This is a genomic window from Sphingomonas sp., assembly GCF_035317925.1.
In the GTDB taxonomy this organism is placed as follows: Bacteria; Pseudomonadota; Alphaproteobacteria; order Sphingomonadales; family Sphingomonadaceae; genus Sphingomonas_I.
This window is the reverse complement of the sequence record NZ_DATHFV010000033.1, coordinates 1-10915: the sequence shown is the minus strand read 5'-3', so window position 1 is coordinate 10915 and position 10915 is coordinate 1. Positions and strand designations below refer to the sequence as shown.

Below are 10915 nucleotides of genomic sequence, written 5' to 3'. Positions count from 1 at the left end.
ATCAGGATGATCGGCGTGTCGCTGTTGCGCAGCCATTGCGCGACTTCGCGGTCCATCGGCACCACGCCGGCGCGCGAATCGAACAGGAACAAGGCCGCATCGGCCTCCGCCACCGCCGCCTCGGTCTGTATCCGCATGCGCCCGGGCAGGGTCTGAGGGTCCTCGGTCTCGAAGCCGGCGGTGTCGATGATGCGGAAATCGAGTCCGAGCAAGCTCGCCTCGCCCTCGCGGCGATCGCGCGTCACGCCGGGCCGGTCGTCGACCAGAGCGAGCTTCTTGCCGACCAGGCGGTTGAACAAAGTCGACTTGCCGACATTGGGTCGGCCGATAATGGCAACGGTGGGTAAAGGCATGGGCGCCTCTTAGAGCCCATGCCTCCCTTTTACGAGTCGCGTACCCGGCTTAGCGCCAGGTCGAGATCTTGCCCTTGCCATCCAGCAGATAGAGGACGTTGTTGGCGACGATCGGCGGCAGGTAGAAACCCTTGCCCGCTTTCTTGACCAGGTTGCCGATCTTGCCGTCCGCGACCGCGACATTGGCGAGCACGCCGCCGTCGCTGACCACCAGCAGCCGCCCGCCGGCGAGCGTCGGCCCGTACCAGCTGATCGGCTTGTCCTTCTTCTTGGGATCGCGGTAGCGCGGCAGCTGCGAGATCCAGCGGATCTTGCCGGTGGTGCGCGCGATGCAGATCAACTTGGCCTCGTCGGTGACGACGAACAGCCATTCGCCGGCGAGCCACGGCGTATTGATGCCGCCGACCACCAATTCCCACAGGCGCTGGCCGGTGACGAGATCCATCGCCACCATGCGGCCGCCCTGGCCGATCGCGTAGACCTTGCCCTGATCGATCACGGGCGAGGCGTCGATGTCCGAGATCACCGACACCGAGGTCGAGATCGAGGTGCGCGACAATTGGTCCTGCCACACGATGCGGCCATTCTCGAAGCGAAGCGCCGACAACTCGCCCGACGAGAAGCCGGCGACGACCGTGCCCTGCGCGATCGCCGGCGCGGCGACGCCGAACACGCCCGACGTTTCGAGCGTGGCCGACACGGTCCAGACAGTCTCGCCGGTTTCCGGCTTGAGCGCGTAGATCTGATTGTCCTGGGTCAGCACATAGATGTTGCCGCCGCCGACCGCAGGCGCGCCCCGCAACGGGCCGGCGGGACGGACCTTCCACAGCACCTTGCCGGTCGCGGCATCCAGCGCGGCGGTGTCGCCGCGGCCGGTGGTCGCATAGACCTTGCCGCTATCGACGCTGACGCCGCCGCCGAACAAAACGACCTGGTCGCGCTTGGTGGTGTCGAGTGCGGCCTGCCACAGGCGCGCGCCGGTATTGGCGTTGAAGGCGTGCACGACCGCATCGGCATCGACCACGAACAATTTGCCGTCGGCGACCACCGGGGGCGATCCGATCCGCTGGGTGATGTCACCGCCGCGGATCGTCGCCGACCAGCCGGGATGCAGGTTCAGCGGAAGCGCCGGATCGCCCATCGACTTGGTGGCGTTGCCGCCCGGCTGGGTCCAGCTGTCGTTGACGACCGGATCGGGCACGACCACCGGCACGTCGGCCAGGCTCGGATCCGCGACCGCGTCGCTGCCGGTGTTGAGCACCGACACGCGGTTGCCGAGCACGGCAGTCTTCGGTCCGCGATCGACATGATGCTTGAAAAGGCCACAGCCGCCGAGCGCGGCGACGAGAGCCAGCGCGACAGCCAGACGCGGGGCGCGCGAACGCAGGGTCATGATCATTCCTTGAGAGCGCCGGCGGGCGTGATGACGGTCACGGTCTGGCCGAGGGCGGTCGCCATGCCGGCGGCACGGTCGCGCAGGCCAACCGGCGCGTCGGTATCGCGTGCGATCGCGGCGAAGAGCGGAGCGGCCTGGTCTTTGCGGCCCATCTTGAGATAGGCCATCGCGGTGAGCTCGCCCGCGCTGCCGAACCAGGGACTGTTGGCGACCGTGAGCGGCTTGAGCCGCGACACCACGTCGGCGGGCGCGAGCGAATCGAACTGGAGCGTGACGGCGCGGACCAGCGCGAGATCGCGCGTCGCCTGCGGCAGGCCATTATCGTTGGCGATCGCCTGATAGGAGGCCGCGGCCGCGGCGGGATCGGTCTTGGCGATGATGCCCGCCTGGGTCAGCCGCGCCATCGCGCGATAGCCGTCGCGCGACGAACTGGCGAGCGCGGCGAGACGCGGATCGGTCGGCTGGACATTGCCGACGTCGACGCCCTGCAGAACCTGGCTGAGCGCCTCGCCCTCCAGCCCCGCTTGTTGGGCCCGGTGATTTTGCCACCACAGGAACCCGCCCAGCGCGAGCAGCAGCGCACCGACCAGGACGGCGCCGGCCTTACCCCATTTGCGGGCAAGGCTCGTCATCTGATCGCGGCGGAGGTTTTCGTCGACTTCGCGTAGAAACGCTTCGTTGTCGGTAGGCGTCAGCGCCAAGCAGTCTCTCCTGGAATCCGCGGGTGTTGCGGACATGGCCCGCCTCTCTAGCGCCGAGTCTGCCTGAACGAAAGCTGTGCGCGACGAATAGCGATCAGCCGTTCGGCGGCACGATTTCGATCGCGTCCGCGAAGGACAGGCGGTGAACGATGCCGCCATAGTCATTTTCGACGTCGATATATTTGTCGAGCACGATGCGGCCGTCGCGCGCTTCATCCGCAATGATCGCGCGCGCTTCCACCAAAGCGGCCTTGGCCACTGCATCTATCGTGTCGAATTCGCGACCATCTCCGTCGAGCAGCACATCGCCGCCCTCCCGCAGATGAAAGAAGTAGAGCGGCATGCAGGCTCCCTTTGGGGCGGGAGCGCAAACGGTCTCTCGGCCGCCGAAGCCCAAAGCGTTCTCGGCGATTGCGCGACAATAGATGTCATCCTTTTATAAATCCATATTATTCTTCGAAAACCAAACATTTGTTCGGGTAAGTTTGCTTCTCTCATGTTATGGTTGATCCATCGCCCCACAGTTAGTCGGGTTATGGCGACTGAGAGATACTTGAGCTCCCGCCCACGCATGCGGGAGCTCTACGGTGAAAACGGACGAAAATCCGCTACGACTGCTGGTCCGGAATCTGGAAGCGCACAGCCGCCTCAGCGAAGAAGACCGGCAGGCGATCCTCAACCTTCCCTACAAGCTTCGGACGCTGGAACCGGCGACCTATATCGTGCGCGAGGGCGATCCGCCGCAGCGCTGCGCGGTGATCATCTCGGGACTGGCCTTCCGCCAGAAGAGCACGGGCGACGGCGCGCGTCAGATCATCGCCTTGCAGGTCCCGGGCGAAGCGATCGATTTCCAGAACCTGTTTCTCGACGTCTCCGATCACAGCGCGCAGATGCTGACCCGCGGCGAAGTAGCGGAAGTGCCGCGAAACGCGCTGCAGGATCTTGTAGGCGAACGCCCGATGGTCGGCCGCGCGGTGATGGTGTCGACCCTAATCGAGGCGGCGACCTTCCGCGAATGGGTGCTGAATATCGGCCGGCGCGACGCGCGCAGCCGGCTGGCGCATCTGCTGTGCGAATTCGCTGTACGGCTGGAGGCGCTCGGGTTGGCGGCCGACCATGGCTACGAACTGCCGATGACGCAGGAGCAATTGGCGGACGCGACCGGGCTGACCTCCGTCCATGTCAATCGCGTGCTCAAGTCGCTCGAGAGCGAGGGGCTGATCACGCGCAATCGCCGCAACATCAGCTTCCCCGACTGGCAGCGCCTGCGTGAAGTGGGCGACTTCAACTCGCGTTATCTGCATCTTGAGATGCAGCATACCGGCGAAGCCGCATAGCGGAGCCTATCCGGCGAACAATGCGGCGTATCGCTCCGGCTTGAAGCCGATTTCGAGCGTATCGCCAACCTCCAGGATCGGCCTTTTGATCATCGAGGGATTGGCGATCATCAGGGCGATGGCCTTGTCTCGGGTCAGGTTCTGTTGGTCGGCGTCGGGCAGCTTGCGAAATGTGGTTCCGGCGCGGTTGAGCACTTTCTCCCAACCCGCGGCATCGCTCCAGCGGCCAAGCTGCGCGTCGGTTACGCCCGCTTTCTTATAGTCGTGAAAATCATAGGCGATGCCATGCGCGTCGAGCCAGGCGAACGCCTTCTTCATCGTGTCGCAATTCTTGATGCCGTAGATCGTGACGGTCATTCCCACTCGATCGTTCCCGGCGGCTTCGACGTATAATCGTAGACCACGCGATTGATGCCCTGCACCTCGTTGATGATGCGGGTCGCGACGCGCGACAGGAAGGCGGCGTCGAACGGATAGATGTCGGCGGTCATGCCGTCGGTCGAAGTGACCGCGCGCAAGGCACAGACGCTGTCATAGGTGCGGTGATCGCCCATCACGCCGACGGTGCGGACCGGGAGCAAAACCGCGAACGCCTGCCAGATCGCGTCGTAGAGGCCGGCACGGCGGATCTCGTCGAGATAGACGAAGTCGGCCTTGCGCAGGATATCGCAGCGCTCCTTGGTGACCTCGCCCGGGATGCGGATGGCAAGGCCCGGGCCGGGGAAGGGATGGCGGCCGACGAAAGCTTCGGGCAGGCCGAGCTCGCGCCCCAGCACGCGGACTTCGTCCTTGAACAATTCGCGCAGCGGCTCGACCAGCTGCATCTTCATCCGCTCGGGCAGGCCGCCGACATTGTGGTGGCTCTTGATCGTCACCGACGGACCGCCGGTGAAGCTCACACTTTCGATCACGTCGGGATAGAGCGTGCCCTGGGCGAGGAAATCGGCGCCACCGATCTTGTGGGCCTCGGCATCGAATATCTCGATGAAGGTCTTGCCGATGAATTTGCGCTTGGCTTCGGGATCGGTGAGCCCGGCAAGACCGCTCAGGAATGCCTGCTCGGCGTCGACATGGACAAGCGGGATGCCGTAATGTTCGCGGAACAGGCTGACGACCTGTTCGGCCTCGCCCAGCCGCATCAGGCCATGATCGACGAACACGCAGGTCAGCTGGTCGCCGATCGCCTCGTGGATCAGCACCGCCGCGACCGCGCTGTCGACGCCGCCCGACAGGCCGCAAATCACCTTCTTGTCGCCGACCTGTTCGCGGATCTCGGCGATCTTGGCGGCGCGGAATTCGGCCATCGTCCAGTCGCCCGCCAGCCCGCAGACATGGCGCGCGAAATTGGCGATCAATTTGCCGCCGTCGGGCGTGTGCACCACTTCCGGATGGAACATCATCGAATAGAAATGCCGCGCCTCGTCGGTGGCGATCGCATAAGGCGCGCCTTCGGACTGGGCGACGACCTTGAAGCCTTCGGGCAACGCCTCGACGCGGTCGCCGTGGCTCATCCACACCTGATGGCTTTCGCCAACCTTCCACAGGCCGTCGAACAAAGCCGATTCGCCGACCACGTCGATGAAAGCGCGGCCGAATTCGCGATTGTCGGATGCGGCGACCCGGCCGCCCAATTGATGCGCCATCGTCTGCTGGCCGTAGCAGATGGCGAGAATCGGCAGTCCGCGGTCGAAGAAATGCTGCGGCGCGCGCGGGCTATCCTCCCACATCACCGAGGACGGGCCACCCGAAAAGATGATGCCCTTGGGCTGAAGCCGTTCGAACGCGGCCTCGGCGGCGTTGAAGGGGGCGATCTCGCTATAGACCCCGGCCTCGCGCACGCGTCTGGCGATCAGCTGGGTGACCTGGCTGCCGAAGTCGACGATCAGGATGCAGTCGGTGGGGGTAACGCTCATGGGCGGCGGATAAAGATGGCGCGAAAACTTGTCCAGCCACGAGCAGGAAACTTGTTCCAGCGCAAACATGGTGAGAGAACATTAACCATTTTCCGCGATGCAACACCGTACTTGGGAGCTGCTGAATGCCGCGTCGGATCAGAACATTGCTGTCGATGCTAAGCGACGACGTGAAGCATTACGCGGCCGACAATGAGCGGATCGCGACGCGCACCAACTTGCTCGCGCTCAACGCCACGATCGAGGCCGCCCGCTCGGGCGAGGCCGGGCGCGGCTTTTCGATCGTCGCGCAGGAGGTGAAGGCACTCGCCAGCCAGGCGCGCAATTCGGCGGCGGATTTCCGCGCCGGGGTACTCGACCGGCTCGCTTTGGGCGCGCGCTTCGCCGACGAGATGCTCGCCGAGATCGAGGGCGCGCGCCTGGTCGATCTCGCCCAATCGATCATCCAGCAGATCGCGCGCACGCTGGCGACACGCGGATCGCACCTCTGCCTGCTCGCGACCGACGCCGATATCATGGACGCGGTACGCGACCCGACGCGGGAATCGCTGGCCGCGGCGGGTGAGCGGCTGCGCGTACTGCGGCGCGTTTCCGGCCAATATCTCAATGCCTTCATCGTTTCCGCCGAAGGCCGCATGCTGATTTCCGACGATCCGCGCGCAAGCGTGATCGTCAACGATTTCAGCACCGCACCGCAATTCAACAAGGCGATGGCGAGCACCGACGAGGATGAGTGGTTCACCGACGAGGTGTGGCTCAATCCCTGGTCGAATAATCATGCGGTGATGATCTTCGTGAAGGCGATCAATCCCGGTCACGGCCGCCGGCCGGACGGCGTGCTCTATCTGGAATTCGACTGGGAAGCGCTGATGGCGGACGTGCTGCACGCGCCGGAATGGCACAGCCCGGGCGCGGATACGGAACTCAAGATCAGCATCGTCGATCCGCAGGGGCAATTGGTCGGATCGTCATGGGGCGGCCAGTTCGGGATCCAGGTGGCGGTGCCACCGGGCGATCACCAGGGGATCGAGACGCGCACCGATTCGGTCGCGGTGTTTGCCACCGCGCGCCAGGTCCACGGCTTCGATTCGCTCGGGCTGCGTTGCGTGATCGAACAGCCGATGCCGAGCGAGGAAGAAATCCTGCGCGCGGTCGGCGGCAATCGGCGGGTGGCCTAAATAAAAAGGCCCCGGCTTTCGCCGAGGCCCTTTCCTATTTCTTTGCTGAAACGCCCGATCAGGCGGCTTCGGCTTCCTCGGTGTAAACCGGGCCCGAATCCTGGCCCTTGGCCGAGACGTCGCGATCGACGAACTCGATCACCGCCATCGAGGCCGCGTCCGACGCGCGGGTACCGGCCTTGATCACGCGGCAATAGCCGCCGTTGCGATCCGCGTAACGCGCCGCGATCACGTCGAACAGCTTCACCAGCTGCGCGTCGTCCATCAGGCGGGAATGGGCCAGACGGCGGTTCGAAAGACCGCCCTTCTTGGCGAGCGTGACCAGCTTCTCGACATAGGGGCGAAGCTCCTTCGCCTTGGCGAGCGTGGTCATGATCTGCTCATGCTTGATGAGCGCTGCCGACATGTTGCGGAACAGGGCCGTCCGGTGGGACGAGGTGCGCTGCAGCTTACGGCCGCCTACACGATGACGCATATTATATTCCTTCAGTTCGTCAGGGGCCCGTTTCAGGTAGCCCCAGCCTGGCGGTGATTGGGGCCACCGCCCTTAGCCCTTCGAATTGGTGGGGTGCCGAAGCACCCCGCCGCATCAGAATTCCTGTTCGAGCTTCTTGGCCATTTCCTCGATATTCTCAGGCGGCCAGCCGGGGATTTCCATACCCAGGCGCAGCCCCATCGAAGCGAGGACTTCCTTGATCTCGTTGAGCGACTTGCGGCCGAAATTCGGCGTGCGCAGCATCTCGGCTTCGGTCTTCTGAACCAGATCGCCGATGTAGATGATGTTGTCGTTCTTGAGGCAGTTGGCCGAACGGACCGACAGTTCGAGCTCGTCGACCTTCTTGAGAAGGAAGCGGTTGAGCTGGTTCGAATTGGCTTCCGGCTCGCTCGTGCCGCCGATCGGGGCCATCGCCGAACCCGACGCCGACGGCGCGGTCGCGACCATGCCCTCGTCGAAGTGGACGAACAGCTGGAGCTGGTCCTGCAGAATGCGGGCCGAATAAGCGACCGCGTCTTCCGGCGTGATCGTGCCGTCGGTCTCGATCGTCAGCGTGAGCTTGTCGTAATCGAGCTCCTGGCCGACGCGGGTATTCTCGACCTTGTACGCCACCTGGCGGACGGGCGAGTAGAGCGCGTCGATCGGAATCAGGCCGATCGGCGCATCGGCTGGACGGTTGGCGGCGGCCGGGACATAGCCCTTACCCGACTGGGCGGTCAGCTCCATGTTGAGCGTCGCGCCTTCGTCGAGATGGCAGATCACCAGCTCGGGGTTGAGCACTTCGATATCGCCGGTGGTGGCGATATCGCCCGCGGTCACCTCGGCCGGGCCGGTCGCGGATAGCTGAAGGCGCTTGGAGCCCTCGCCCTGCATGCGCAAAGCGATCTGCTTCACGTTGAGGACCATGTCGGTCACGTCTTCACGCACGCCGGCAAGCGACGAGAATTCGTGCAGCACGTTCTCGATCTTGATCGAGGTCACCGCTGCACCCTGCAGCGAGGACAGGAGCACGCGCCGCAGCGCGTTGCCGAGCGTCAGGCCGAAGCCCCGCTCGAGCGGCTCGGCGATGAAAGTCGCCTTCCGCTTGTCGCCACTGCCGCCCTTTTTGTCGAGCGCGACGGGCTTCTTCAGTTCCTGCCAGTTCTTGGCATTGATCGCCATCATGGTCCCCTCGGGGCTGGGGCCGCGGCGCGTCCGCTGCGGCCGAAATTCAAAATACAACGGGGCTGGACGGAGCCCCGGGAAAGCAATTGTTAGACGCGGCGCCGCTTGGACGGACGCACGCCATTGTGCGGGATCGACGTCACGTCGCGGATCGACGTGATGTGGAAGCCCACCGCCTGGAGCGCGCGCAGCGCGCTCTCACGGCCCGAACCCGGACCCTTGACCTCGACCTCGAGCGTGCGGACGCCGTGCTCGGCGGCCTTCTTGCCCGCGTCTTCGGCGGCAACCTGGGCGGCGTAAGGCGTCGACTTGCGCGACCCCTTGAAGCCCATCATGCCGGCCGACGACCAGGAAATCGCATTGCCCTGCGCATCCGTGATCGTGATCATGGTGTTGTTGAAGCTGGCGTTCACATGCGCGACGCCGGCGGTGATGTTCTTGCGCTCGCGCCGCTTAATGCGCTGAGGTTCGCGTGCCATTCTCTATATCCCTATCTTGCAAGGACCGGGAGCCGGCGAGCCGGCTCGAAACCGATCGATTACTTCTTCTTGCCGGCGATCGGCTTGGCCTTGCCCTTGCGGGTGCGCGCATTGGTATGCGTGCGCTGGCCGCGAACCGGCAGACCCTTGCGGTGGCGCAGGCCACGGTAGCAAGCCAGATCCATCAGCCGCTTGATGTTCATCGCCACCTGACGACGAAGATCGCCTTCGACCTGGTAACCGGCGTCGATCGTCTCGCGAATCTGGAGGACTTCCTGGTCCGACAGATCCTGAACGCGGCGTGCCGGCTCGATACCAAGCTTGGCGGTGATTTCCTTGGCCTTGGCCGGGCCGATGCCGTGGATATAGGTCAGCGCGATTTCGACGCGCTTGTTGGTCGGGATATTTACGCCCGCAATACGTGCCATGTGTCTTCTTCTCCTGCTCCACAGGGCGGTTGGCGACCACCCCATCTCGACGCTTCAATCCCCAAACAGCGAAAACGCGGCGCGCGCAAGAGCGCCGCCGGAAACCGGGTTCATGGGATGAATGCTAGGTAAGGAGAGTCGCGCGGAGTGTCAAGCAGCGCCGAAACGGCGTGTCGCACCCGGTCCGCGCGACTTAACCACCTTCCCGCCTTCCGTTTCCTGCGAAAGAGGTTATAGGTCCGTTCACCACTATGTGGGGTGGTGTGTCGACGTTGGGTACGTTGGCTGTGCGTGGGGGAGTATATGTATGCGTAAGCTCAGTGCGTTCAAGTTTCTGGCGCCGATGATGATCAGCGCCCTAACGGCGGCTCCCGCGCTCGCGGGCAATGGCGATTTCGAGACGGGCGATCTGTCCGACTGGAGCGCCAACACCCCGTACAGCAGCGTCACCGACAATTATGGCGGCTACACCGCGCAGCATGGCGACTATTTCGCTTATGTCGACGCCGGCCTTGGCATGGACGTGTTCAGCACGCTGTCGCAGACCTTCAGCCTGCAGGCGGGCCAGACCCTGACCGGTTTCGCCGGCTTCAAGGCCAACGATTATCAGCCGTTCAACGACAGCGGCTATCTCGCGATCAACGGTTCGCACCTGCTCGACTGGAGCGTCGGCAGCGTCGGCGATTATGGCAGCAGCGGCTGGACCGGCTTCAGCTTCACCGCGGCGACCGCGGGCGACTACACGCTCGAGCTGGGCGTCGCCAATCATGGCGACAACAGCGTTCCGAGCACCGCGGTGCTCGACCATGTCTTGCTCTCGGCCGTGCCCGAGCCGGCATCCTGGGCGATGATGCTCGGTGGCTTCGGCATGGTCGGCGGCGCGATGCGCGCTCGGTCTCGCAAGCTTCGCTTCGCCTGAGACGCGCGGCATCGGCAAAAGAAAAGGCCGGGGGCGACCCCGGCCTTTTTCGTTTCGGCAATCGCGCGCCGTTCAGCCAGCGGCCGGCGCGCTATCCTTGGCCAGAATCGCCTCGATCGCTTTGGAGACGGTGCCGATATCGGCCATGCCGTCGACCCGCGACACGATACCCTTGGCCTCATAATAAGGCAGGATCGGCGCAGTATCGGCGCGATAGATTTGCAGCCGCGCACGCACGGTTTCAGCATTGTCGTCGGGCCGGCGCTTGAACTCGGTCGAGTGGCAGACGTCGCACACGCCCGCGACCTTGGGCAGCTTGAATTTGTCGTGATAGCCTTCGTTGCAGCGCGCGCAGGTGAAGCGGCCGGAGATGCGCTCGATCAAAGCCTGCTCATCAACCGTCAGTTCGATCACATGGTCGAGCTTCAGGCCGCGCTCCGTCAGCAGGGCATCGAGCGATTCCGCCTGCGCCTGGGTCCGTGGATAGCCGTCGAAGATGAAGCCCGGCGCATGCGCGTGCTTGTCGAGCTGATCGGAGATCAAAGTCGTCA

At 64.2% G+C, this 10915-nt stretch carries 14 protein-coding genes; 3 read left to right on the top strand and 11 right to left on the bottom strand.

Annotated features, from left to right (window positions below; genetic code table 11):
* From VK533_RS02465 to VK533_RS02450, 4 genes are all read right to left on the bottom strand, one after another.
* Nucleotides 1–353: GTPase (locus VK533_RS02465; protein WP_324374693.1), on the bottom strand; the 353-nt coding region annotated here is incomplete at its 3' end.
* 49 nt (nt 354–402) lie between these two features.
* Nucleotides 403–1746: a PQQ-binding-like beta-propeller repeat protein gene (locus tag VK533_RS02460; RefSeq protein ID WP_324374691.1), complete on the bottom strand. Its 1344-nt coding sequence runs from the start codon at nt 1744–1746 to the stop codon at nt 403–405.
* 2 nt (nt 1747–1748) lie between these two features.
* On the bottom strand, nt 1749–2450 hold the full coding sequence (locus tag VK533_RS02455; RefSeq protein ID WP_324374689.1) for a tetratricopeptide repeat protein: 702 nt from the start codon (nt 2448–2450) through the stop codon (nt 1749–1751).
* Nucleotides 2451–2544: 94 nt separating this feature from the next.
* Nucleotides 2545–2793 carry a DUF6894 family protein gene (locus VK533_RS02450; RefSeq protein ID WP_324374687.1) on the bottom strand — a complete coding sequence of 83 codons (249 nt, stop codon included), beginning with the start codon at nt 2791–2793 and terminating at the stop codon, nt 2545–2547.
* A gap of 244 nt (nt 2794–3037) precedes the next feature.
* Here VK533_RS02450 and VK533_RS02445 point away from each other — a divergent pair, with 244 nt between their 5' ends.
* Nucleotides 3038–3787 (top strand): Crp/Fnr family transcriptional regulator, encoded by a 750-nt coding sequence (locus VK533_RS02445; RefSeq protein WP_324374686.1) that lies wholly within the window; start codon nt 3038–3040, stop codon nt 3785–3787.
* 6 nt (nt 3788–3793) lie between these two features.
* Here the strand turns inward: VK533_RS02445 and VK533_RS02440 are convergent, their stop codons facing one another.
* Entirely contained in the window at nt 3794–4144 is a 351-nt protein-coding gene (locus VK533_RS02440; RefSeq protein ID WP_324374684.1) for an arsenate reductase, read from the bottom strand.
* Nucleotides 4141–5700 (bottom strand): glutamine-hydrolyzing GMP synthase, encoded by a 1560-nt coding sequence (gene guaA, locus VK533_RS02435; protein ID WP_324374682.1) that lies wholly within the window; start codon nt 5698–5700, stop codon nt 4141–4143. The genes VK533_RS02440 and guaA overlap by 4 nt, the downstream gene beginning before the upstream one ends.
* A 125-nt stretch (nt 5701–5825) precedes the next feature.
* On the opposite strand from guaA, the gene VK533_RS02430 reads away from it, so the two are divergent.
* Nucleotides 5826–6878 carry a methyl-accepting chemotaxis protein gene (locus VK533_RS02430; protein WP_324374680.1) on the top strand — a complete coding sequence of 351 codons (1053 nt, stop codon included), beginning with the start codon at nt 5826–5828 and terminating at the stop codon, nt 6876–6878.
* A 58-nt stretch (nt 6879–6936) separates the two neighbouring features.
* On the opposite strand, the gene rplQ is transcribed toward VK533_RS02430, so the two are convergent.
* The 4 genes from rplQ to rpsM all read right to left on the bottom strand — a co-directional run bounded on the left by rplQ (nt 6937) and on the right by rpsM (nt 9445).
* The gene (gene rplQ, locus VK533_RS02425; protein WP_324374679.1) at nt 6937–7353 is read right to left on the bottom strand and encodes a 50S ribosomal protein L17; all 417 of its coding nucleotides are present in this window, start codon (nt 7351–7353) and stop codon (nt 6937–6939) included.
* Between the two features lie 114 nt (nt 7354–7467).
* Nucleotides 7468–8535: a DNA-directed RNA polymerase subunit alpha gene (locus VK533_RS02420; RefSeq protein ID WP_324374677.1), complete on the bottom strand. Its 1068-nt coding sequence runs from the start codon at nt 8533–8535 to the stop codon at nt 7468–7470.
* Between the two features lie 92 nt (nt 8536–8627).
* Nucleotides 8628–9017 (bottom strand): 30S ribosomal protein S11, encoded by a 390-nt coding sequence (gene rpsK, locus VK533_RS02415; protein ID WP_171743335.1) that lies wholly within the window; start codon nt 9015–9017, stop codon nt 8628–8630.
* A 59-nt stretch (nt 9018–9076) separates the two neighbouring features.
* Nucleotides 9077–9445, bottom strand: a complete 369-nt coding sequence (gene rpsM / locus VK533_RS02410; protein ID WP_324374671.1) for a 30S ribosomal protein S13 — start codon at nt 9443–9445, stop codon at nt 9077–9079.
* A gap of 307 nt (nt 9446–9752) precedes the next feature.
* Between rpsM and VK533_RS02405 the strand changes: the two genes are divergently transcribed.
* Nucleotides 9753–10364, top strand: a complete 612-nt coding sequence (locus tag VK533_RS02405) for a PEPxxWA-CTERM sorting domain-containing protein (RefSeq protein WP_324374669.1) — start codon at nt 9753–9755, stop codon at nt 10362–10364.
* 72 nt (nt 10365–10436) lie between these two features.
* Here VK533_RS02405 and VK533_RS02400 read toward each other — a convergent pair.
* On the bottom strand, nt 10437–10915 hold a 479-nt coding region (locus VK533_RS02400), incomplete at its 5' end, for a nucleoside monophosphate kinase (protein ID WP_324374667.1).

What these genes read in the sequence shown, in the direction of transcription:
- VK533_RS02460 (WP_324374691.1), bottom strand. Translation starts at nt 1,746, where the DNA reads ATGACCCTGCGTTCGCGCGCCCCGCGTCTGGCTGTCGCGCTGGCTCTC.
- VK533_RS02450 (WP_324374687.1), bottom strand. Translation starts at nt 2,793, where the DNA reads ATGCCGCTCTACTTCTTTCATCTGCGGGAGGGCGGCGATGTGCTGCTC.
- VK533_RS02440 (WP_324374684.1), bottom strand. Translation starts at nt 4,144, where the DNA reads ATGACCGTCACGATCTACGGCATCAAGAATTGCGACACGATGAAGAAG.
- guaA (WP_324374682.1), bottom strand. Translation starts at nt 5,700, where the DNA reads ATGAGCGTTACCCCCACCGACTGCATCCTGATCGTCGACTTCGGCAGC.
- VK533_RS02430 (WP_324374680.1), top strand. Translation starts at nt 5,826, where the DNA reads ATGCCGCGTCGGATCAGAACATTGCTGTCGATGCTAAGCGACGACGTG.
- rplQ (WP_324374679.1), bottom strand. Translation starts at nt 7,353, where the DNA reads ATGCGTCATCGTGTAGGCGGCCGTAAGCTGCAGCGCACCTCGTCCCAC.
- VK533_RS02420 (WP_324374677.1), bottom strand. Translation starts at nt 8,535, where the DNA reads ATGGCGATCAATGCCAAGAACTGGCAGGAACTGAAGAAGCCCGTCGCG.
- rpsK (WP_171743335.1), bottom strand. Translation starts at nt 9,017, where the DNA reads ATGGCACGCGAACCTCAGCGCATTAAGCGGCGCGAGCGCAAGAACATC.
- rpsM (WP_324374671.1), bottom strand. Translation starts at nt 9,445, where the DNA reads ATGGCACGTATTGCGGGCGTAAATATCCCGACCAACAAGCGCGTCGAA.
- VK533_RS02405 (WP_324374669.1), top strand. Translation starts at nt 9,753, where the DNA reads ATGCGTAAGCTCAGTGCGTTCAAGTTTCTGGCGCCGATGATGATCAGC.